The 20,269-nt window shown below is 65.9% G+C and carries 23 protein-coding genes; 11 read left to right on the top strand and 12 right to left on the bottom strand.

Translation table 11 applies throughout. The features are described from left to right. The 6 genes from IV112_RS15350 to IV112_RS15325 form a co-directional block, all read right to left on the bottom strand. Nucleotides 1-607, bottom strand: a 607-nt coding sequence (locus IV112_RS15350) for an Orn/Lys/Arg decarboxylase N-terminal domain-containing protein (protein WP_304004751.1), incomplete at its 3' end; no start/stop codon positions are given. Between the two features lie 160 nt (nucleotides 608-767). Beyond that, the gene (locus IV112_RS15345) at nucleotides 768-1,433 is read right to left on the bottom strand and encodes a PEP-CTERM sorting domain-containing protein (protein ID WP_304004747.1); all 666 of its coding nucleotides are present in this window, start codon (nucleotides 1,431-1,433) and stop codon (nucleotides 768-770) included. A 194-nt stretch (nucleotides 1,434-1,627) separates the two neighbouring features. Continuing rightward, entirely contained in the window at nucleotides 1,628-2,194 is a 567-nt protein-coding gene (dcd, locus tag IV112_RS15340; RefSeq protein ID WP_019915891.1) for a dCTP deaminase, read from the bottom strand. 123 nt (nucleotides 2,195-2,317) lie between these two features. Continuing rightward, nucleotides 2,318-3,511, bottom strand: a complete 1,194-nt coding sequence (locus tag IV112_RS15335; RefSeq protein WP_304004743.1) for a cytochrome-c peroxidase — start codon at nucleotides 3,509-3,511, stop codon at nucleotides 2,318-2,320. Beyond that, nucleotides 3,501-4,202, bottom strand: a complete 702-nt coding sequence (locus IV112_RS15330) for an SCO family protein (protein ID WP_304004740.1) — start codon at nucleotides 4,200-4,202, stop codon at nucleotides 3,501-3,503. The genes IV112_RS15335 and IV112_RS15330 overlap by 11 nt, the downstream gene beginning before the upstream one ends. Nucleotides 4,203-4,216: 14 nt before the next feature. Further along, entirely contained in the window at nucleotides 4,217-5,548 is a 1,332-nt protein-coding gene (locus IV112_RS15325; RefSeq protein ID WP_304004738.1) for a selenium-binding protein SBP56-related protein, read from the bottom strand. Between the two features lie 356 nt (nucleotides 5,549-5,904). Between IV112_RS15325 and IV112_RS15320 the strand changes: the two genes are divergently transcribed. The 3 genes from IV112_RS15320 (at nucleotide 5,905) to IV112_RS15310 (ending at nucleotide 8,803) form a co-directional block, all read left to right on the top strand. Then, nucleotides 5,905-7,212 (top strand): two-component system sensor histidine kinase NtrB, encoded by a 1,308-nt coding sequence (locus IV112_RS15320; RefSeq protein ID WP_304004735.1) that lies wholly within the window; start codon nucleotides 5,905-5,907, stop codon nucleotides 7,210-7,212. Next, nucleotides 7,178-7,900 carry a response regulator transcription factor gene (locus tag IV112_RS15315; RefSeq protein WP_029143466.1) on the top strand — a complete coding sequence of 241 codons (723 nt, stop codon included), beginning with the start codon at nucleotides 7,178-7,180 and terminating at the stop codon, nucleotides 7,898-7,900. The genes IV112_RS15320 and IV112_RS15315 overlap by 35 nt, the downstream gene beginning before the upstream one ends. A gap of 297 nt (nucleotides 7,901-8,197) precedes the next feature. Continuing rightward, entirely contained in the window at nucleotides 8,198-8,803 is a 606-nt protein-coding gene (locus IV112_RS15310; RefSeq protein ID WP_304004730.1) for a TetR/AcrR family transcriptional regulator, read from the top strand. 2 nt (nucleotides 8,804-8,805) lie between these two features. Here IV112_RS15310 and IV112_RS15305 read toward each other — a convergent pair whose 3' ends face one another. From IV112_RS15305 to IV112_RS15280, 6 genes are all read right to left on the bottom strand, one after another. Next, on the bottom strand, nucleotides 8,806-9,348 hold the full coding sequence (locus tag IV112_RS15305; protein ID WP_304004727.1) for a hypothetical protein: 543 nt from the start codon (nucleotides 9,346-9,348) through the stop codon (nucleotides 8,806-8,808). Further along, the gene (locus IV112_RS15300) at nucleotides 9,345-10,478 is read right to left on the bottom strand and encodes an NAD(P)/FAD-dependent oxidoreductase (protein ID WP_304004725.1); all 1,134 of its coding nucleotides are present in this window, start codon (nucleotides 10,476-10,478) and stop codon (nucleotides 9,345-9,347) included. Before IV112_RS15300 ends, IV112_RS15305 begins: the two co-directional genes overlap by 4 nt. A gap of 24 nt (nucleotides 10,479-10,502) precedes the next feature. Then, nucleotides 10,503-10,760 carry a sulfurtransferase TusA family protein gene (locus IV112_RS15295; RefSeq protein WP_304004723.1) on the bottom strand — a complete coding sequence of 86 codons (258 nt, stop codon included), beginning with the start codon at nucleotides 10,758-10,760 and terminating at the stop codon, nucleotides 10,503-10,505. 15 nt (nucleotides 10,761-10,775) lie between these two features. After that, nucleotides 10,776-11,372: an OmpW/AlkL family protein gene (locus IV112_RS15290; protein ID WP_020162946.1), complete on the bottom strand. Its 597-nt coding sequence runs from the start codon at nucleotides 11,370-11,372 to the stop codon at nucleotides 10,776-10,778. 247 nt (nucleotides 11,373-11,619) lie between these two features. Further along, complete coding sequence (locus IV112_RS15285; protein WP_020162947.1) at nucleotides 11,620-12,891, bottom strand: NAD(P)/FAD-dependent oxidoreductase; 1,272 nt, start codon at nucleotides 12,889-12,891, stop codon at nucleotides 11,620-11,622. Further along, nucleotides 12,888-13,208, bottom strand: a complete 321-nt coding sequence (locus tag IV112_RS15280) for a c-type cytochrome (protein ID WP_020162948.1) — start codon at nucleotides 13,206-13,208, stop codon at nucleotides 12,888-12,890. Before IV112_RS15280 ends, IV112_RS15285 begins: the two co-directional genes overlap by 4 nt. Before the next feature lie 187 nt (nucleotides 13,209-13,395). On the opposite strand from IV112_RS15280, the gene IV112_RS15275 reads away from it, so the two are divergent. The 8 genes from IV112_RS15275 (at nucleotide 13,396) to soxB (ending at nucleotide 20,267) form a co-directional block, all read left to right on the top strand. Then, nucleotides 13,396-13,773, top strand: a complete 378-nt coding sequence (locus IV112_RS15275) for an ArsR/SmtB family transcription factor (RefSeq protein WP_019915880.1) — start codon at nucleotides 13,396-13,398, stop codon at nucleotides 13,771-13,773. A gap of 13 nt (nucleotides 13,774-13,786) precedes the next feature. Beyond that, nucleotides 13,787-15,118, top strand: coding sequence for a sulfite dehydrogenase (gene soxC / locus IV112_RS15270; RefSeq protein ID WP_020162949.1), 1,332 nt, complete (start codon nucleotides 13,787-13,789; stop codon nucleotides 15,116-15,118). Then, on the top strand, nucleotides 15,102-16,121 hold the full coding sequence (locus IV112_RS15265; protein ID WP_304004712.1) for a c-type cytochrome: 1,020 nt from the start codon (nucleotides 15,102-15,104) through the stop codon (nucleotides 16,119-16,121). The genes soxC and IV112_RS15265 overlap by 17 nt, the downstream gene beginning before the upstream one ends. Before the next feature lie 11 nt (nucleotides 16,122-16,132). Then, the gene (gene soxY, locus IV112_RS15260; RefSeq protein WP_020162951.1) at nucleotides 16,133-16,600 is read left to right on the top strand and encodes a thiosulfate oxidation carrier protein SoxY; all 468 of its coding nucleotides are present in this window, start codon (nucleotides 16,133-16,135) and stop codon (nucleotides 16,598-16,600) included. Between the two features lie 42 nt (nucleotides 16,601-16,642). Further along, nucleotides 16,643-16,957, top strand: a complete 315-nt coding sequence (soxZ, locus tag IV112_RS15255) for a thiosulfate oxidation carrier complex protein SoxZ (RefSeq protein ID WP_020162952.1) — start codon at nucleotides 16,643-16,645, stop codon at nucleotides 16,955-16,957. Between the two features lie 112 nt (nucleotides 16,958-17,069). After that, nucleotides 17,070-17,885 (top strand): sulfur oxidation c-type cytochrome SoxA, encoded by an 816-nt coding sequence (gene soxA / locus IV112_RS15250; RefSeq protein ID WP_304004707.1) that lies wholly within the window; start codon nucleotides 17,070-17,072, stop codon nucleotides 17,883-17,885. An 11-nt stretch (nucleotides 17,886-17,896) separates the two neighbouring features. Beyond that, complete coding sequence (soxX, locus tag IV112_RS15245; protein ID WP_304004704.1) at nucleotides 17,897-18,535, top strand: sulfur oxidation c-type cytochrome SoxX; 639 nt, start codon at nucleotides 17,897-17,899, stop codon at nucleotides 18,533-18,535. A 7-nt stretch (nucleotides 18,536-18,542) separates the two neighbouring features. Next, on the top strand, nucleotides 18,543-20,267 hold the full coding sequence (soxB, locus tag IV112_RS15240) for a thiosulfohydrolase SoxB (RefSeq protein WP_304004701.1): 1,725 nt from the start codon (nucleotides 18,543-18,545) through the stop codon (nucleotides 20,265-20,267). The last annotated feature ends 2 nt before the right edge of the window (nucleotides 20,268-20,269 follow it).

The following is a 20,269-nucleotide window of genomic DNA, read 5'->3' as shown; positions in this document are numbered from 1 at the left end:
TGCAGACGTCGGCGCGCAGCATGTTCTCGCCGAAGAACTGGTGGAACATCTGGCCGACCGGGCTCTTCAGGAAGGCCACGCCGCCGGAGTGGCCGGGGCAGTGCCAGGAATATGAGCCGTCCTGCGCGTAGTGGGTGAGCGCGCGGAAGAAGGGCGGCGGCAGCGAATCGAGGTAGGCGCGCGCCTCGCGCACGATGTAGCGGGCGACGAATTCCGGCGTGTCCTCGAACATGTGGATGAAGCCGTGCAGCTCGCGCAGGATGTCGTTCGGGATGTGGCGCGTGGTGCGCGTCTCGCCGTACAGGAAGATCGGGATGTCGGCGTTGCGACGGCGTATCTCGGCGACGAAATCGCGCAGATTGGTCAGCACCGCCTCGATCTCGGCTTCGCTGCCGCTGCCGAATTCCTCGTCGTCGATCGACAGGATGAAGGTCGAGGCCCGGCTCTGCTGTTGTGCGAACGAGGTCAGATCACCGTAGCTGGTGACGCCCAGCACGCCCGGACCTTCCTTCTCGATCGCTTCGGCCAGTGCGCGTATGCCCAGACCGGAGGCGTTTTCCGAGCGGAAATCCTCGTCGATGATGATGATCGGAAACTCGAAGCGCATGGCACCCAACCTTCAAAGTAAAAGAGGGCACCCGACTCGGCGCCCCCGGACTGCAGCAGGACTGCAGGCTTGAAGCGCGCGATGGTAACAGTTCGAGATGGCAAAACAATCGGGGCCGCACAAGGCGGCCCCGCAGGGTGAAACAGGGTGTAAGAGGCGCTCAGCCGATGCGGCGACGCGCGATCGCGCCGACCACCGCCAGACCGGCGACGATGAGCGCCCACGACTCGGGTTCCGGCACTGCCGCGACCGCGTAGCTGTCGAGGAACTCGACGCGCACGCCGGTGGCGTTGCCGACCTTCTGCGCGACATTGGTGACGAAGAAGTCCAGCGTGTTCACACCGTTCAGGAAGCCGGCGGTGGCCGAGAACGAGGTCCAGGAGTCCAGCGCCGAACCGCTCGAAATCGTCGTACCGTTCAGCTGGATGTAGCCGTTGTTGTCGGCAGCCCAGCGGCCGGTGATCCAGGCGGAGGTGAGGTCGAGGCCGGTCAGGTCGAAGGAGATGGACCACTTGTACAGGCCCGGCTCGGTCGGGTCGTAGCTTTCACGCGCATTCGCCGTCGGCGTCAGCCATTTCGAGTCGGCGGTGTTGTCCAGCCAGGCGTAGAACATCGAATTGAGGCCGGTCTGGCGGGTGGTGAGGCCGTGGCCGTCGGTGCCGACAGCGGTGCCGCTGATCGCTTCGAAGCTGTAATGCGTGTCGATCTTGCCGGAGGCGAGGCCGGCGCCGGTGTTGTAGAGCCCGTCGATCTGGTTCGACTCGACCGCGGCTGCGCCGAAGGACGCCAGCGCGATGCCCGACGCCACGAAAATGCTCTTGAACATGTGAATCTCCGCCTGAAATCTGAAAGTGAGGCGGAGTGTAGGCAGGGGCGCGGTGCACGACCGTTCATAAAGTCACGCTTTCGCCGGCCCCTCGCGGACGCTCTTTGCTGCTATGCACACAAGCCCTTGAAAGCGCAGGACTTGACCGATTTTTGCAGACCGCGGGCGCGGCCGATCGAGACAATCCTTAACAGTCAGATCTTCGGCAGCGTCACGCCGGTCTGGCCCTGGTACTTGCCGCCGCGGTCCTTGTACGAGGTTTCGCACGGCTCGTCGGATTCGAAGAACAGCATCTGCGCGACGCCTTCGTTGGCGTAGATGCGCGCCGGCAACGGCGTCGTGTTGGAGAACTCCAGCGTCACGTGGCCTTCCCATTCCGGCTCCAGCGGCGTCACGTTCACGATGATGCCGCAGCGCGCATAGGTGCTCTTGCCCAAGCAGACCACCAGCACGTTGCGCGGAATGCGGAAGTACTCGACCGTGCGCGCCAGCGCGAACGAATTCGGCGGGATGATGCAGGACTCGGCGTCCATCTCGACGAAGGAGTTCGGGTCGAAGGTCTTCGGGTCGACGATGGTCGAGTTGATATTGGTGAACACCTTGAATTCGGACGCGCAGCGCACGTCGTAGCCATAGCTCGAGGTGCCGTAGGACACGATGCGCCGGCCGTCGATGTGGCGCACCTGACCCGGCTCGAACGGGTCGATCATGTGGTGCTCCTGCGCCATGCGGCGTATCCAGCGGTCGGACTTGATGCTCATCTGCGTGCCCTCGATTGCGTGCGCGGCCCCGGAAGGCGCCGCAAAAGGACGCAATTGTTGCAAGTTCGGCGCCGAAAAGCACGCGCTGCCTGTCCCGCCGGACCGCGCGGGGCAGGGCCCGGCTCAGCGCCCGTGCGGAGCCGTCGGTGCGGGGCCGGAGGCGGTGATCGGGTTCAGCGTGGTCATGAAGGTCGATTGGCGCAGGCCTTCGTCGACCCAGCGCTGGTGTTCGCCGGTCAGCGTCTTCAGGAAGGCGACCAGCGCGGCTTTCTCGTCGTCGCCCAGATGCAGCGGCGCGATCAGCGGACTCTGGTCCGGCGCGCCGCCGCCGCCGCGGTCATAGAAGTCCACCACCGCTTCGAGCGTCGATAGCGAGCCGTCGTGCATATAGGGCGCGGTCAGCGCCACGTTCCGCAGCATCGGTGTCTTGTAGGCCCAGCGGTCGTCCGGGTCGAGCGTGATCTCGAAGCGGCCGACGTCGTTCGGTACCTTCTCGCCGATCGAATCGATGCGCTCGGCAGTCATCGTCGTGCGCAGGCCGGGAATCAGCTGGACCTCGACCAGCGGCTGCGGCAGTCCGCGCAACCAGCCGATGCCGGTGTTGTGGTAGCGGAAATCGGAGAACAGCGCAGATTGCTCGCCCATCGTGTGACAGGTGGTGCAGCGTCCCTTGCCGGCGAACACCGCCAGCCCCTGTTGCTCCTGCGCGGTCAGCGCCGTTGTGTCGCCGCCGTAGCGATAGCGGTCGAAGCGCGAATTGGCCGACACCAGCGAACGCTGGTAGCTCGCCAGCGCCTGGCCCACCGTCTCGACGGTCGGTCTGCGGCCGCCGAAGGCGCGTTCGAACGCGCCGCGGTAGTCGGGAAGCGCGCGCAGCTTGTCGAGCACGTGGCCGATCGAGGGGTTGGCCATTTCGTTGTGCGCCAGGAAAGGCCCCCACACCTGGGCTTCCAGTTCGCCCTCGCGGCCGTCGTGGAACAGGCGCGGGTGATAGCCCACGTTGAGCACGGTCGGAGCGTTGCGCCTGACTGTGGCGCCCTCGTTGCCGATCGCCATGCGCAGCTCGTTGGCGGTGAAGCCGTGGTCGGGCACGTGGCACATGCCGCAGGACATGGTGCCGTTGAACGACAGCCGGCGGTCGAAGAAGAGCTTGCGCCCCAGTTCGATGCGCGCTGCCGTCGGCGGGTTGTCCGGCGGGTGCGGCATGACGGGCAGGCCCAGCGGCACACTGACGGCCGCCGTGGCCGCATCATGCGCCACCTCGCCGGCGCAGCCGCTCAGCGCGAGCGCCAGCGCAAGCGCGTGTTCAGGGCGCACGCGGCGTTTCGAGGAGGAGTGTTTCGATGTCATTGAACATGACCTCAGGCATCAGGAAGGCGGTGGTGTAGATCTCGCGGACACGTCCGTCGCGATCGATCAGAAAGAGCTTGAGCATGTGGTTGAGCACCCGCGTCGGCCGCCCCCGGGTGTCCAGTTCGACCGACACGTCCTGACCGAGGTCGTCGAGCATGGGTTTCAGATCGGCGACTGAGCGCGTGGTGAGGAAGTGCCAGCGCACCGGGCTCTTCGGATCGGCCAGCGCGCCGGCGTACATGCGCATCGATGCGGCATCGTCGTGCGACGGATCGAAGGACAGGCTGACCAGCCTGACCTGGCGCGCCATGTCGGGGCGGCGCAGCAGGCGCTCGCGCAACTGCGTCAGCGTCGCGTAGGCAAGCGGACAGCCCACCGGGTCCACGCAGTAGGTGTACATGAAGGACAGCAGCGTGATGCGCTCCCGCGTATAGCGGGCGAGCCCGTAGGTACGACCGTCGATGTCCACCACCCGCCCGTTGGGCGAGCGCTGTATCGGCGGCAAGCGGTAGCTGCCCGCGGCGGGCGCGACGAAATCCTGATGCGGCGTACTGGGCGCGAGTTCGGCGTTGGATGCGCCCTGCGAGCCATCGGCCAGCAGGGCGCCCAGCACCAGCGCCGTCGCCGCCGTGCGGACGCGGCGGAAGATCGGCATGTGTTCGCCTCGACTCAGCGGTTCGAGGCAAGTTCGGCGACGCGCTCCTTCAGCCCGGCGGTGTTCACCGGCTTCGCCGAGAACTTCATGTGATGCGCACGACCCAGCTTGAGCGCATAGAAGTCGATCGAGAACTTCTCGCTGAGCGCCTTGCCGTCCCAGTGGAACAGCTTCAGGAACTGCTGGTCGTCGCCGCCCTTCTTGTCCCAGTTGCCGAGCAGGCTGGTGGTGAAGTAGACCCGCTTGCCGTCCCAGCTCTGGCTCACCATGTTGACCTGCGAACCGATCACCTTCTGGTAGACCTCCTTCGGCGCCTCCGGATCGGAAATGTCGAAGTAGCGCGCGGTGCCGTCGAGGAAGGTGTTCACCCACAGCCCCTTCGCGTCGGCGGTGATCGAAATGTCGACCGGCAGCGGAACCTTGGACGGGTCACCCACGGTACCGACCTCCTTCGCCTGCCACTCGCCCTTCGCGTCCTGCTTGATCAGCACCAGTTTCGAAGTGAGCGCGGTGGCCGTGTAGGCCCAGTTGTCGCCGTTCTTCAGCGACCAGCGGATTTCCAGCGGTGCGCCGGGCACGTTCATCACCTTCTGCGGCTTCATCGACTTCAGGTCCCACATGACCATGGTGTTGCCGAAGTGCTTCATCGCGTCGGCGTCCTTCACCATCTTGCCGAAATCCATCATGTAGTTGTTCCAGCCGGTGAAGCTGGACGTGAGCAGCGCATTCTTCTGCGGATTGATGCCGATGTCGTAGCCGTAGCCGTCGGCCATCACGTCGCCGTGCCTGCCGGTCGGCATGTCGTACTTCTCGACGAACTCGCCCTTGTTGTTGTAGACGACCAGCCCGGTGCGGCCACCGTGATCTTTCTCGTTGGACAGGGCCTGCACCATCATCCGGCCGGGCAGTGCGTAGAAGGTGTGCGGGCCGACATAGCCGGTCTTCTGCGTGAAGTCGGAAATGGTGTGCACCAGCTTCGGCTTCGCGGGATCGCTGGAGATGTCGAACACGAAGATGCGGTTGTCGTCGAGCCGGCCTGCCCACAGGAATCGGCGGTCGTCGGTGAAGCCGGTGTGGTGCGCCTCGCCGCGGCCGCCGACGGTGACCGAATGGACCACCTTGCCGTAGTCCTTCGATTTCGGATTCACGTCCACGGTGACCAGCTTGTCCGACTCGTCACCCATGCCCTTCACGCCCAGCGTCCACACGTGGACGAAATCCTCCTGCCCCTTGATCAGCTTCGTCGTGTAGGGCGAATTGCAGGTTTCGTCGGCCTGTACCGGCAGCGTGCCGCCGAACGAAGCAATCAGGGCGAATGCAAGGGCAGTGACTTTCAGCTTGCTCATCAGGGTTTCCTTCCTCTGGTTGTCGGTCGTGCCGGCCGCACCAGGTGCGGTCCGACACCGTCTCCAGGCTGCGCATGCAAACCTGTTGACGTACCGTTTGGTATGTTTATAGTCGTAACGCGGAGGCATTGGCGCCGCCATTCTTGTCGCTGCAACGCAGCAGCCCGGAGCACTGGATCAGCCATCGTGAAGACTGCCGCTCATCGTTCCGACATGCCTTCCGGCCCGCCGGCCCGGTTCTGTGCTCCGGAACGGCCTCAACGCTACCGCCGGCACGGCAGCGCCACCATCCGGACGAACTCCGGCGCAGCCGAGGGATTTCCCTTAGCCGGCGTCGAACGCAGGGCACATCAGGCATGAATGCGCTGGCCGGCATCGGTCTGCTCGCCATGCTCGCGATGGCGAGCTCATCGATATGGGCGCTGCGCACGCACCGGCAGCGACTGGCGGAGGCGGCGCAGACGATACGCACGCTGCAATTGGAGCGCGATGCGCTGGTGACCGCGCACGGCGAGGCCGAGGCGCGCCTGACGTCGAGCGAGCAGCGGCTGCGTCTGCTGCTCGAATCCGAGCCGGAATGCGTGAAGCTGCATACCTGTGACGGCAGCGTGCTGGAAATGAACCCGGCCGGCCTCGCCATGATGGATGCGTGTTCGACCGATCAGGTGATCGGTCGCTCCATCTTCTCCTTCATCGCCGAAGAGCATCGCCAGCCCTATATCGAACTGACCGAGCGGGTGTTCCGCGGCGAGAGCGGGCGACTGGAATTCCGCCTGACCAGCCTGCAGGGGCGTCTGCGCTGGATGGAAACCAGTGCGGCACCGCTGCGCGACGAACATGGCGACATCATCGCGCTGCTCGGCGTCACCCGCGACATGACCGAAAGGCGCGCCGCCGAGGAACAGGACCGGCAGCACCTGTCCGCGCTCGCCCACGTGGTGCGCACCTGCACCATGGGCGAGATGGCGACCAATCTCGCGCACGAGCTGAACCAGCCGCTGGCGGCCATCGTCAATTACACGCGCGGGTCGCTGCGCCGCCTGCGCGCTCAGGCCGCCGCCGCACCGGAGGTGCTCGAATCGCTCGAACACGTGTGCACGCAGGCGGAGCGTGCCGCCGGCATCATCCGCAATCTGCGCACCTTCCTCGGCAAGCGTGAACCGGCGCTCACTGCGCTCGACCTCAACGACATCGTGCAGGCCACCAGCGCGCTGATCGGCTCGGAAGCGCGCGCGCACGGCGTGAGCATCCTGTTCTCGCCGGCCGCCGACCTGCCGCCGGCGCGCGGATCGCGCATCGAGGTGGAGCAGGTGCTGCTGAACCTGATGCGCAACGCGATCGAGGCGATGACGACCGCCGCATCCCCTTGCCGTGAGATCCGCGTATCCACCGGGCACGGACACGACGGCTACGCCTTCGTGGACATCGCCGACTCCGGGCCCGGCATCGACGGCGCCGACCCGTCGCGCATCTTCCAGCCCTTCTTCACCAGCAAGGACGAAGGCATGGGCATGGGTCTGCCGATCAGCCGCTCCATCATCGAAGCACACGGCGGACAACTCTGGCTCGCAAAGAACGACAACGACGGCGCGACCTTCCGGTTCACGCTGCAAACGGGGGAGACACTGCATGGACGGAACGGAACCGACGGTCTACGTGGTTGACGACGACGACGCGGTGTCGTCGTCGCTGTCCTGGTTGCTGGAGTCCATCGGGCTCCGCGTCCGGACCTACCGCAACGCGCTCGACTTCATCGCCGCGATGGACGCCGATCCGTGGGGCTGTCTGGTGCTCGATGTACGCATGCCTGGCATGAGTGGCCTCGAGCTGCAGCAGCGGCTGCGCGATCGCGATGTCGGACTGCCGGTCATCTTCATCACCGGTCACGGTGGCGTGGCCAACGCGGTGAAGGCGATCAAGGCCGGCGCTTTCGACTTCCTGGAGAAGCCCTTCGACGACCAGACCCTGCTCGACCGCGTACAGCAGGCGATCGGGCTCAACAGTGAAACGCGCCGTTGCCGCAGCGCCCGCGCAGCGCTGCTCGACCGCTACGCCAGCCTGACGCCACGCGAGCGCGAGGTGATGGATCTGGTGGTCGAGGGCCGGCCGAACAAGGTGATCGCGCAGGTGCTCGGCCTGTCGAGCAAGACGGTGGAGGCGCACCGCGCGCACGTGATGGAAAAGATGGCTGCGCGCTCGCTGACCGAACTGGTGAAGCAGTCGCTGTGCATCCAGTCGCCGGACTCCGGCTGGATCGGCACCGGCACGAGCATGCCGCACGGCCGCGCGGGAAACCCCTTGGCGGAACAGGGAATCGACCGGATTTCCGCCTCCCGTGCCGCTCGGCCATAGTGGCGACATCCCGCGACCGAGCGCCCGGCCCTCCGCGCCGGTCGTGGGCACAAGAGTCGCGGCTCCGGTGCGTGCCCGCACCTGCCGGTCGACCGCACCGCATCGCGCACCGCGCAGCCCCCGCGTGGTGTCGCATCTCGACCGGGAAGAAGGGGAAACTTCCGCGGCGCGTGCGCCATATCGCCTCCGATGGCGCACGCCCCTGTTTTCACCGCGGCATCTGTCGTGCGACCGACCCCGCCACGCAGTCGCGCCTCGTGCTAGAAAGCGGTTGTCCACTCCGTCCGCGCCGCCAGCATGAGCCGCCCTTCCCGCAAGAACGAACTGCTCGACACTGCTCGCGACCTTGTCATGCGCAAGGGCTTCTCGGCGACGTCGGTGGATGAGATCTGCACGCTGTCGCAGATGACGAAGGGCGCCTTCTTCCATCACTTCAGCGACAAGGAAGGGTTCGGCCTGGCCCTGCTCGACCATTTCGAACAGGAGGGTCGGCTGCGCATGCAGGCCCATCTGCCGCTGCGCAAGCGCAGCGCACGCAGCCAGCTGCACGCCTACCTCGACCTGCTCGGCGACATGTACGGCGAAGACGCGCGCTTTCGCGAAGGCTGCCTGTTCGCCATCCTCGCCTACGAGTCGTCTGATCCGTCCTCTCCGCTGCGGCGGGCCTGCGCCGCCGCGCTGGAACGCTGGATGGAGGGCGCCCGCGCGCAGTTCGCGCAGATCATCGCGCTGCTGGACACGCCACCTCCGGTGCGTGCCGAAGATCTGGCCGAGCACCTGCTCGTGGTGATCGAGGGCGCGCTGGTCATGGGCCGCGTCCGCGACCCCGCCGTCGCGATCGCGCGGGCGCTGGCGCAGTTCCGGTCTTACGCCGAAGCCGCGCTCGGTCTCGGCGGGCGCTGAGTTCAGCCGCCGCGCGCACCGCGCGCCACCGCGGCCAGCCAGTGCAGCGCATCCTGAGTGTCCGGTCGCATCAGCAGCCGGAACAGCGAAGCCGCTCCACCGGAGGACGCAGTGCCGGCGGCGCGCGCCGACCCGTCGTTCAGGGCCTGGAGCAGCGTCAGCAGCGCAGAGCGCTCCAGCCCGTCGTCGCGCGATGCCGCGCGCTCAAGACGATCGAGCAGACGGGCCACGCCCGGACTGTTCAGCAGACGCAGCAGGCGCAGCGCACCGCCGGCGAGATCCGCAGCGTCGGACACCATGTCGGGGGTAAAGCCATCCTCAATCAGTTCGAACACCCGCTGCAGACCGTCCGTCTCCGCTGCGGCCGGCGCGCCGTCACCGCTGCGCCGGGCCTCATGCAGTTTCCAGGCGCGGATCGCGTCGGCGGCCAGGCGGTCGAGCGCGCCGCTCCGCGCCATATCCGCCAGCACGCACGGCGCCTCGGTCAGTCCGGCGCGTTCGCACCAGTCCTCCAGCGCACGCCAGTCCTCTGCGCGGGCCGTCACGGAAAACCTCTCAGCGACGACCAGTAGAGACGGTGATAGAAGGTCTTCGCCATGTGCATCGCGCGGCTGGGCGCGTGCGGGCGCGGCGGTTCGGCGTAGTTGAAGGCGGCGTAGGTGGCGCGGTCACGGCTGGTTTCGATGAAGCACAACACCTTGCCGTCATAGCCATGGGTGTCGCCGCCGCCGCGTACGCGGGAGGCCAGGTTCGCGGCGATCACCTCGGCCTGGAAACGGGCCGTCGAACCCGCCTTGCTCACCGGCAGATTGGTGGTGTCGCCGAGCACGAACACGTCGTCGCGCCCCTGCATGGTGAGCAGCCGTCGATGCGTCGGCACCCAGCCGCGCGGCCCCAGACCGCTGCGTTCGATCGCATCCGCGCCACGGTGCGGCGGAATGGCGATCAGCAGATCGTAATCGACGCTCAGCCCCTCCTCGCTGTGCACCGTGCGCGTGGCACCATCGACCGCTGCGATGTTGAAGTAGGTCGCGCTGCGTATGCCGCGGCGGGCGAACTCGATGCGCGCCCACTCGGCCACCGCCTCGATCGAATGCAGGCGGCCGATCGGATAGGTGTAGAGCAGATCGACCCGCGGCGCGATACCCCGGCGCACGAACAGGTCCTGCAGCAGGAAGGTCAGTTCCAGCGGTGCCATCGGGCACTTGTGTGGGACGCCGGTGGTGACGACGACGCGGCCACCGTCGAACGCCTGCAGTGCCTGTGCCAGCCTGAGTGCCGCCGCCTCGGTGTAGAAGCCGTGCGCATTTTCGGCCAGGCCCGGCACCTCTTCCGGCGTCACCCGCGAGCCGGTGGCGATGACCAGCCAGTCATAGCTGTAGGCATTGCCGCTGGCTCCGCGCACCTGCTTCGAGTCCGGCGCAAAGGCGACCACTTCGTCGATCAGCAGCGCGATGCGCGGATCGAGCAGCGTGCGCTGGTCGCGATACAAGGCATCCACCGTGGTCTGTCCGAGTGCGAGATGCAGCAGGCCGGGCTGGTAGAGATGTCTTGGAGACGCGGAGAGCACCACCACATCCACCTCGCCGCGCTGCAGCTCCGGCGCCAGCAGCCTTGCCAGCCTGTTGGCCAGTATCGTGCCACCGATACCGGCGCCGACGATCATGATGCGCATGATGTCCGCTCCTCCGGCATGGGCCTAGCCACGCGTCTTCTCGACCATGATGTGCAGAACCCCCTGCTCGCTGCGGGTGGACACGTGACGCTGACCCACCTTGGCCAGCCACTCGGGAATCTCCCGAGCCGAACCGGGGTCGTCTGCCAGCACCAGCAGGAACTCTCCGCGCCGCGCGTGCTTGAGCGCCACGATCAGTTCCATCAGCGCGCCCGGGCAATGGCTGCCGCGCGCATCGACGACGACGGCCACGCCACCAGGCACTGGAGGGTCATCCTGCATGGCCACCGTCGCCGCTCAGAAGCGCATGCCGAATGCAAGGCTGAACACGTCGGGATCCAGACCGATGCGTTCCACACGGGCGGGCGCTCCGGAGAAGCGCACGTCGGTCTCGAGGTAGAACTTCTTGTAGTCCAGGTTGATGAACCAGCGCTCCGACACCGACCAGCTGACACCTGCCTGCAGCACGAGACCGGTATCGGACTTGAAGCGGGCGAGCTGGTCGAAGACCGGTCCTTCCTGGTCGAAGAACAGCGTGTGGTGGACGCCGACGCCGACATAGGGACGGAAGCGCCCTTCAGGCAGGAAATGCCATTGCGCCACCAGGTTCAGCGGCGCCATCGAAGCCCGGCCCAGCGTGGCACCGCCGAGGCTGAAGCGGTGACGCGCAATGCCGGCCGCGGTATTCAGCGCGATCTGACGGGTCAGGAAATAGCTTGCGTTGATCACCGGCGTCACCCGGTCCGATGCGTCGACGCCCAGCACCGGTGAATCCATGTCCGCGTTGACCGACATCAGTCCCAGACTGAGCTCCCAGTCACCTGCCGCCGCCTGCACCGCCACCGGCAGCGCAAGTGCGAATACCGTCACCGTCCGCTTGAGTACACGGCTCATCCTTCTTCCTCCTTGTCCTTGTTGTGGGCATGACTGCCTTGTTGTCCGTCGTGCGTGCACCGTTGCGGGCGCATCGCATGACAGCGACAGTTCTACGCGGCGAGGAGGGCGGGGAAAATCCGGACGAGCACGGCCGGTATCGAGGGTTTCTACCCGGTCAATAGCGGGGTCGGGGCCGACGCGCAGACATGAAAAAAGGGCGGCTCCCCTTGTCGGAGAGCCGCCCTGGGCGGAAAAGACGGCGCAATCAGACCAGCATGTCGGCCCAGATGTTCTTCGCCCAGGCCAGCGCGAACTTGCCTTCCATCTCGGTCGGGCCCGCGGACAGGCCGCCGGCGCCCTTGACCGGCTGCACCTGCTTGGTGGCCGGGTCGTAGGCGTGCACCGACGCCACGTGTACGACGTTGGTCGCATCGACGAAGCTGTAGCAGGTGTTCATCACCAGTGGCGAGTCCGACGGCGGCTGACCGGCCATCAGGTTCACGATGGCGGCGGCAGCCAGCTTCGCGTGCTGGTTCGCCATATGGCCCGACTTCGGCATGGTCGGCGCCGGGAAGATGGCGTCGCCGAGCACGTGGATGTTCGGCGTGCTGGTCGATTCCATCGTCAGCCAGTTGATGTCCACCCAGCGGTTGTTGATCAGCTTCAGCCCCGATTTCGCGGCGATGTCGCCGGCGCGCTGCGGCGGCACCACGTTGAGCACGTCCGCCTTCACCTGATCGAACTCGAGGATGGCCGTACGGTTGCCGGCATCGACGTCGCGCAGCTCGCTCTGCGGGCGGTACTCGATGATGTCCTTGTAGTTGTCGGCCCAGGCCTTCAGGAACAGGCCCTTCTTCGACACGATCTCCTCGTTGGCATCGAGCACCAGCACCTTGGACTTCGGCTTCTTCGTCTTGAAGTAGTGCGCCACCATGCAGGCTCGCTCGTACGGTCCGGGCGGGCAGCGATAGGGCGCCTTCGGAATGGTCATCGCGAACACGCCACCATCCGGCATCGCTTCGAGCTGCTTGCGCAGCGCCACCGTCTGCGGACCGGCCTTCCAGGCGTGCAGGATGGCCTGCTGCGCTGCGGCCGACTGCAGCCCGGGGAGCCCGTCGTACATGAAGTCCACGCCCGGCGACAGCACCAGCCTGTCGTAAGCGAGGTCGCCGCCCTTGGCGAGCTTGACCACGCGCTTGTCGGCATCGACCGCGGTCACTTCGTCCTGCACCACCTTGATGCCGTACTTGGCCAGACCTTCGTAGCCCACCGTGATGTCCGACAGCTGCTTCTCGCCAGCCAGCACCAGATTGGAGATCGGGCACGAAACGAAGGCGGCGTTGCGCTCGACCAGCGTCACGCGGATGCCGCCATTGCTCCACATCGAAATGTACTTGGCTGCAGTGGCGCCGCCGTAGCCGCCACCGACCACCACCACGTGACCCTTGCCCTTGCCGGCACCGGCGCAACCGTAGAGCGCCGCCATGGCCGACACGCCCAGCGTGCCCTGTATGAAACCGCGACGTCCGATGCTCATTTGCCACCTCCGGTCGGCGTGCGCGACGAGAAATAGTCTGCGATCAGTTCGAGCTGAGCCTCGGTATAGCCCTTCGAGATCTGGTGCATGATGGTTGCCGGCTTCTCGCCGTTGCGGAAAGCCTTCAGCGAATTGAGCATCTTGCCCTTGGGCATGCCCGCCAGCACTTCCATGCCACCGACGCTGTTGCCGTCGGTGCCGTGGCAGTTGGCACAGGTTGCCGCAAGATTGCGGCCGAGATTCGGATCCGCCGCGTACACCGCCGTCGCGCTCAGCGACAGCAGTGCCAGAGTCAGCCCTGGCAATGTCTTGTTCAAGATTCTTTTCCTCCTCGGTATCTGCACTGGGGTTCCATTGCGTCCGTTCTGGCGCAGGCGCTCGTTGCGGACTATCGACACGCTAGACAAAAAAACGCGCACCCTCAAGTCAAAAGATCGATAAATTTTTTCTTGCAGATATGCGCAATCGCGCATATGCTCAATTCAAACGATATGAGGAGCAGCGATGGAACACGATCCGGAGCTGGACAAGGTATTCGAGTCGGTGGCCGATTACTTCGGACTGCTGGCCGAGCCGGCAAGGCTGAAAATCCTGCACTGCCTGTGCGATGGCGAGCGCTCTGTCGCCGACGTCGTCAGCCAGTCCGGTCTGAGCCAGACCAACACGTCCCGCCATCTCAACATGCTGTACCGCGCCGGCATCGTCGGCCGCCGCAAGGACGGCAGCATGGTCTTCTACAAGCTGATCGACCCCAACTTCCCGTCGATCTGCCGCACCGTCTGCATTCAGATCGCGTCGGGCAGCGCGCTCAATCTGCCCAGCAAACCCAGCAAGGCCTCGCTGAAGAAGGTCGGCCGCGCGCTCGAAATCGCGTCCGAATAGTCACGGAGAAGACATGTCCCAGCCACCCGTCCGTCCGGGGCGCATCCGTCGCGCACCCGAAGGCTTTCTTACACCTGAACAGATAGGCGAGGTCGCCGCCGGTCGGCGCGATTTCCTGCGCAACGCGTTCGTCGCCGCGACTGCGGTGGCGGCCGGCACCGGTGTCGCGCGCGCCGCCGAGGGCGACCCGGCCATCCTGACGCTACCCGAGCACAGCACCACGCTGGGCCGCCCGGTGGCCGAGCGGCCTTACGGCACACCGTCGCAGTATGAATCCGGGTTGAAGCGCCGCGAGAGCCCGGGCCTGACCCGGGTCGCCGCCGCCTCGGTGTCGTTCGCGCCGCTGCAGGGCCTGTTCGGCATCATCACGCCGTCCGGCCTGCACTTCGAACGCCATCACCAGGGCTGGCACGACATCGACCCGGCCCGTCACCGCCTGATGGTGAATGGTCTGGTGAAGGAAGCCCGCGTCTACACGATGGACGACCTGATGCGTCTGCCCTCGGTGTCGCGCATCCACTTCATCGAGTGCGGTGCCAATACCGGCATGGAATGGGGCAATGTTGCGGTGCCCACCGTGCAGTACACGCACGGCATGCTGTCCTGTTCGGAATTCACCGGTGTGCCGCTGTCGGTGCTGCTCGACGACTGCGGCATCGACATGAAGCGTGCGAAGTTCGTGCTGGCCGAAGGCGCCGACGGTTCGAGCATGACGCGCACCATCCCGCTCGACCGCGCGCTCGACGATGTGCTCGTCGCCTGGGGTCAGAACGGCGAAATGCTGCGTCCGGAGAACGGCTACCCGCTGCGCCTGGTGGTGCCGGGCATTCAGGGCGTGTCCTGGGTGAAGTGGCTGCGCCGCATCGAAGTGGGCGACAAGCCGTGGGCGGCGAAGGACGAAGCCATCCACTACATCGACCTGCTGCCGGATGGCACCCACCGCCAGTACACGTCGATCCAGGAGTGCAAGTCGGTCATCACCACGCCGTCGGGCGGGCAGACCCTGCTCGACCGCGGCTTCCACAACATCTCCGGCCTCGCCTGGTCGGGCCGCGGCAAGATCAAGCGGGTGGATGTATCGACCGACGGCGGCCGCAACTGGCGCACCGCCCGGCTGGAAACACCGGTGCTGTCGAAGGCGCTCACCCGCTTCAACATCGACTGGGTGTGGGACGGCAGTCCGGCCATCCTGCAGTCGCGCGCGATGGACGACACCGGCTATGTGCAGCCGAACTACGCGCAACTGCGCGAGGTGCGCGGCACGCGCTCGATCTATCACAACAACGCCATCCAGTCGTGGAAGCTGGCGGAAAGCGGAGACGTGAGCAATGTCCAGGTTTACTGAACTCGCCCTCGCTGCCGCACTCGCATTGAGCGCGGGCGCCACCCTTGCCGCCGGCAAGTACGAAGGCATCGGTCGCAGCGCTACGCCGGCCGAGGTGAAGGCCTGGGATATCGACGTACGCCCCGACTTCACCGGTCTGCCGCCCGGTTCCGGCTCGGTCGATCGTGGCATGGAGGTGTGGGAGAGCAAGTGCGCCTCCTGTCACGGTACCTTCGGCGAGAGCAACGAGGTGTTCACGCCCATCGTCGGCGGTACGACGAAGGAAGACATCGAGAAGGGCCGCGTCGGCGCCTATATCCGCGGTGACGCGCCGCAGCGCACGACGCTGATGAAAGTGGCCACCGTATCCACGCTGTGGGATTACATTCACCGTGCGATGCCGTGGAATGCACCGAAGTCGCTCAGCGCCGATGACACCTACGCCGTGCTTGCCTACATCCTGAATCTGGGTGAGATCGTGCCGGCCGATTATGTGCTGTCGGACAAGAACATCGCCGAAGTACAGAAGCGCATGCCCAACCGCAACGGCATGACGACGAAGCACGGGCTGTGGGACGTCAAAGGCAAGCCGGACGTGAAGAACGTCGCCTGCATGAAGAACTGCAAGACGCAGATCACTCTGGGTTCCAGCCTGCCCGACTACGCCCGCGATGCGCACGGCAATCTGGCCGAGCAGAACCGTGTGGTCGGCCCGGTGCGCGGCCAGAAGACTGGCGCTGCTGCAGCGCCCGCCGCCAAGCCGCATCCGGCGCTCGAGCTGATGAAGAAGCACGGCTGCAGCGGCTGCCACGGTGTCGGCAGCAAGATACTCGGCCCAGCCTTCCGCGACGTTGCGCAGCGCTACAAGGACGACAAGGGTGCAGAATCCGGTCTCGCCGCCCGCATCAGGAATGGCGGCAGCGGCGCCTGGGGCGACGTCCCGATGCCGCCGCAATCGCAGGTCAGCGATGCCGACGTCAGCGCGTTGGTGAAATGGATCTTGTCGGGTTCGCCCGAAAACTGAGGAGGAAGTAGATGAACTCGCAGCGAAGAGAAGCCCTGAAGTCCGGGGGCGCACTGGGCCTGTTCGGCGTGCTGGTTGCCGCGGGCCTGATCACGCCGGAAGTGGCGCAGGCAGCATGGGACAAGGCGGCATTCGACGCCAAGACGATGGACGACGCGCTCAAGGCGCTCGGCGCAGGCAAACCGGCCGACTCGAAGGACGTGCAGATCAATGCGCCCGACATCGCCGAGAACGGCGCCGTCGTGCCGGTCGCCGTCAAGAGCACGCTGCCGGGCACCGAGTTCATCGCCATCCTGATCGAGAAGAACCCGAGCATGCTGGCTGCCAGCTTCACGCTCCCCGAGGGCACGGCCGCCGACGTCAGCACGCGCGTCAAGATGGGTCAGACCTCGAACGTGTTCGCGCTGGTCAAGGCCGGCGGCAGCTTCTACATGACCACCAAGGAAATCAAGGTGACGCTGGGTGGTTGCGGCGGCTGAGCCCCGCACTTCCCCGACACCCGTACATTCAAGGAGCAAGACATGGCAGCAGGTCCGATGCGCATCCGCGCCGCCAGCAATGGCACCGAAACCGAAGTGAAGATCCTGATGAGCCACGACATGGAGACCGGCCAGCGCAAGGACGCGTCTGGTGCCCTGATTCCGGCGCACCACATCACCGAAATCACCGCCACCCACAATGGCCGCGTCGTGCTGGCCGGTCAGTTCGGCCCGGCGGTCTCGAAGAACCCCTACCTGCAGTTCAAGTTCAAGGGCGGGGCCAAGGGCGACAAGGTGAGCGTGAGCTGGGTGGACAACAAGGGCGAGAAGCGCACCGACGAAGTCGTCGTGTCCTGACGCCCCGACCGGCGTGCAGCGCCGGCGCACTCCACCAAAGAGACAGGACGACCTCACGAAGGTCAGTCCCGCACACAGTCGAGTCATTACACGCAGGACTGGAGGAAGAGATATGAAAGGCACCCGATACGCCGCATGCGTTGCCGCATCGGCTCTGGCGCTGATGCTGCCGGCGATGCCGGCAGGCGCTGACGCCACCGCCGAAGGCATTGCCAAGTACCGCGAGGCACTGGCTGACGGCAACCCCGCCGAACTGTGGGAGATGCAGGGCGAGGAGCTGTGGCGCACCGCGCGCGGTCCGAAGAACGCCTCGCTGGAGAAGTGCGACCTGGGCCAGGGCCCGGGCGTGGTGAAGGGCGCCTTCGTCACGCTGCCGCGCTACTTCGCCGACACCAAGCGGGTGCAGGACCTCGAATCCCGCCTGCTCACCTGCATGGAAACGCTGCAGGGCATTCCTGCGGACGAGGTCGCGAAGACGCCCTTCGGCAAGGGCGAGCAGAAGAGCATCGAGGCGCTGGTGGCGTGGATTTCCGCCGAGTCGCGCGGCATGAAGTTCAACGTGCCCACGTCGCATCCGGAAGAGAAGCGCATGTACGAGATCGGCAAGCGCGCATTCAACTACCGTGGCGGCACGCACGATTTCGGTTGCGTCACCTGTCATGGCGAGGACGGCAAGCGCATCCGCCTGCAGGATCTGCCCAACCTGACCAAGGGCCCGGACGCCGCGCGCGGCTTCGGCGCGTGGCCGGCCTACCGCGTGTCCAGCGGCGAACTGTGGAGCATGCAGCGCCGGCTCAACGACTGCTTCCGCCAGCAGCGCTTCCCCTATCCGCTCTACGGGTCGGACGTGACCATCGCGCTGTCGACCTATCTGGGTGTGACCGCCAACGGTGCCGGCGAGAGCACCGCGCCCGCGATCAAGCGCTGAGGAGACGACACATGAACAGCACCTTGCGCAATACCGCACTCGCACTGGCCACCCTCGCCACCGTCGCCGGCTGTGCCGGCGGTCGCCCGAGTGCCGAACAGCAGGCGGCATATGACCGCGACACCGCGGAAGTGATGGCACGTTCGTTCCGCGAACAGGGCATCGTCAAGACCGACCGCCTGCAGCAGGACGAAGTGATGGCGGCCTGCTCCAAGCACGGCCATGCGATCGACGACGATCTGCGCGACCGCATCCAGGAAAGTGCGATGGCCGCCATCAAGTGGCCGTCCGACGGCAACTATCTCGGCGACTGGAAGGAAGGCGAGAAGATCGCGCAGAGCGGTCGCGGCCTGACCTGGAGCGACAAGGCGGGCGATCCCAACGGCGGCAACTGCTACAACTGCCACCGCATCACGAAGAAGGAAATTTCCTTCGGCACCATCGGCCCCAGCCTCTACCAGTACGGCAAGCTGCACGGCAACACCGAGGCGACGCAGAAGTACGTGTGGGGCAAGATCTGGAACCCGAACGCCTACACCGCGTGTACCAACATGCCGCGCTTCGGTGCGCACGCCATCCTCGACGAGCAGCAGATCCGCCACATCGTGGCCCTGCTGCTCGACCCGAAGTCGCCGGTCAACGCGGAGTGATGCACCGATGAGCATGCACCGCCGCGAGTTCCTGCAGCTGCTGGCGCTGGCCGGCGCCGGCGGAATGACCTTGCACAGCGACTTTGCCCGCGCCGCGGCAGCGGCCGGGCAGATGTACGAACTGCCGCGCTTCGGCAATGTGAGCCTGCTGCATATGACCGACTGTCATGCGCAACTGATGCCGATCTACTTCCGCGAGCCGGACGTGAATCTGGGCATCGGCGACATGGCCGGTCGCGCGCCGCATCTGGTCGGCGAGAAATTGCTGAAGCAGTTCGGCATCGCGCCGGGCACGCCGCAGGCACACGCCTTCACCTACCTCGACTTCGCGCAGGCGGCGAAGACCTACGGCAAGGTCGGCGGCTTCGCTCACCTTGCGACGCTGGTCAAGCGCATGAAGGCCAGCCGGCCCGGCGCGCTGCTGCTCGACGGCGGCGACACCTGGCAGGGATCCGGTCTTTCGCTGTGGACGAAGGGGCAGGACATGGTCGATGCCTGCAAGCTGCTCGGCGTCGACGTGATGACCGGCCACTGGGAATTCACCTACGGCGCCGAGCGCGTGAAGCAGATCGTCGATGGCGACTTCGCCGGCAAGATCGACTTCGTTGCGCAGAATGTGAAGACCACCGACTTCGGCGACCAGGTGTTCCCGCCCTTCGTGATCAGGCAGATCAATGGCGTGCCGGTGGCCATCGTCGGTCAGGCCTTCCCCTACACGCCGATCGCCAATCCGCGCTACTTCACGCCGGAATGGAGCTTCGGCATCAACGACGAGTCGATGCAGGAACACGTCGATGCCGCCCGTGCGAAGGGCGCGCAGGTGGTGGTCGTGCTGTCGCACAACGGCATGGACGTCGACATCAAGATGGCTTCGCGCGTGCGCGGCATCGACGCCATCATGGGCGGTCACACGCACGACGGCGTGCCGGCACCGGTCGTCGTGAAGAACGGCGGCGGCCAGACGCTGGTGACCAACGCCGGCTCCAACGGCAAGTTCCTCGGCGTGCTGGATTTCGACGTCAAGGGCGGCATGGTGAGCGACTTCCGCTACCACCTGCTGCCGGTGTTCTCCAACCTGATTCCGGCCGACGCCGACATGACGGCGCTGGTGACGAAGATGCGCGCGCCGCACGAGGCGAAGCTGAACGAGAAGCTGGCGGTGACCGAGGGCCTGCTGTATCGCCGCGGCAACTTCAACGGCAGCTTCGACCAGCTCATCCTCGACGGGCTGATGAAGATGAAGGACGCCGAGATCGCGTTCTCGCCGGGTTTCCGTTGGGGCACCAGCCTGCTGCCGGGCGATGCCATCACGATGGAGAACCTGCTCGACCAGACCGCCATCACCTACCCGTACACGACGCTGACGCCGATGACCGGCGAGTTCATCAAGACCGTGCTCGAAGACGTCTGCGACAACCTGTTCAACCCCGATCCGTACTACCAGCAGGGCGGCGACATGGTGCGCGTCGGCGGGCTGCAGTACCGCTGCGATCCGACCGCGAAAATGGGCAGCCGCATCAGCGGCATGACGCTCAACGGCAAGCCGCTGGAGGCGGCGAAGACCTACCGCGTCGCCGGCTGGGCGCCGGTGTCGGAAGAGGCGAGAAACGCCGGCGGCGAACCGATCTGGGACTTGATGGCGCGTTACCTGAAGGACGTGAAGACGGTGAAGCCGATCAAGCTCAACCTGCCCGAACTGCAGGGCGTAGCCGGCAACCCGGGGATGGCCTGACC

The organism is Methyloversatilis discipulorum (genome assembly GCF_018780585.1).
Lineage (GTDB): Bacteria > Pseudomonadota > Gammaproteobacteria > Burkholderiales > Rhodocyclaceae > Methyloversatilis > Methyloversatilis discipulorum_B.
Note: the sequence above shows the minus strand (reverse complement) of the source record. Positions and strands in the feature narration are given on the sequence as shown.

What these genes read in the sequence shown, in the direction of transcription:
- IV112_RS15345 (WP_304004747.1), bottom strand. Translation starts at nt 1,433, where the DNA reads ATGTTCAAGAGCATTTTCGTGGCGTCGGGCATCGCGCTGGCGTCCTTC.
- dcd (WP_019915891.1), bottom strand. Translation starts at nt 2,194, where the DNA reads ATGAGCATCAAGTCCGACCGCTGGATACGCCGCATGGCGCAGGAGCAC.
- IV112_RS15330 (WP_304004740.1), bottom strand. Translation starts at nt 4,202, where the DNA reads ATGCCGATCTTCCGCCGCGTCCGCACGGCGGCGACGGCGCTGGTGCTG.
- IV112_RS15325 (WP_304004738.1), bottom strand. Translation starts at nt 5,548, where the DNA reads ATGAGCAAGCTGAAAGTCACTGCCCTTGCATTCGCCCTGATTGCTTCG.
- IV112_RS15320 (WP_304004735.1), top strand. Translation starts at nt 5,905, where the DNA reads ATGAATGCGCTGGCCGGCATCGGTCTGCTCGCCATGCTCGCGATGGCG.
- IV112_RS15315 (WP_029143466.1), top strand. Translation starts at nt 7,178, where the DNA reads ATGGACGGAACGGAACCGACGGTCTACGTGGTTGACGACGACGACGCG.
- IV112_RS15310 (WP_304004730.1), top strand. Translation starts at nt 8,198, where the DNA reads ATGAGCCGCCCTTCCCGCAAGAACGAACTGCTCGACACTGCTCGCGAC.
- IV112_RS15300 (WP_304004725.1), bottom strand. Translation starts at nt 10,478, where the DNA reads ATGCGCATCATGATCGTCGGCGCCGGTATCGGTGGCACGATACTGGCC.
- IV112_RS15295 (WP_304004723.1), bottom strand. Translation starts at nt 10,760, where the DNA reads ATGCAGGATGACCCTCCAGTGCCTGGTGGCGTGGCCGTCGTCGTCGAT.
- IV112_RS15290 (WP_020162946.1), bottom strand. Translation starts at nt 11,372, where the DNA reads ATGAGCCGTGTACTCAAGCGGACGGTGACGGTATTCGCACTTGCGCTG.
- IV112_RS15285 (WP_020162947.1), bottom strand. Translation starts at nt 12,891, where the DNA reads ATGAGCATCGGACGTCGCGGTTTCATACAGGGCACGCTGGGCGTGTCG.
- IV112_RS15275 (WP_019915880.1), top strand. Translation starts at nt 13,396, where the DNA reads ATGGAACACGATCCGGAGCTGGACAAGGTATTCGAGTCGGTGGCCGAT.
- soxC (WP_020162949.1), top strand. Translation starts at nt 13,787, where the DNA reads ATGTCCCAGCCACCCGTCCGTCCGGGGCGCATCCGTCGCGCACCCGAA.
- IV112_RS15265 (WP_304004712.1), top strand. Translation starts at nt 15,102, where the DNA reads ATGTCCAGGTTTACTGAACTCGCCCTCGCTGCCGCACTCGCATTGAGC.
- soxY (WP_020162951.1), top strand. Translation starts at nt 16,133, where the DNA reads ATGAACTCGCAGCGAAGAGAAGCCCTGAAGTCCGGGGGCGCACTGGGC.
- soxZ (WP_020162952.1), top strand. Translation starts at nt 16,643, where the DNA reads ATGGCAGCAGGTCCGATGCGCATCCGCGCCGCCAGCAATGGCACCGAA.
- soxA (WP_304004707.1), top strand. Translation starts at nt 17,070, where the DNA reads ATGAAAGGCACCCGATACGCCGCATGCGTTGCCGCATCGGCTCTGGCG.
- soxX (WP_304004704.1), top strand. Translation starts at nt 17,897, where the DNA reads ATGAACAGCACCTTGCGCAATACCGCACTCGCACTGGCCACCCTCGCC.
- soxB (WP_304004701.1), top strand. Translation starts at nt 18,543, where the DNA reads ATGAGCATGCACCGCCGCGAGTTCCTGCAGCTGCTGGCGCTGGCCGGC.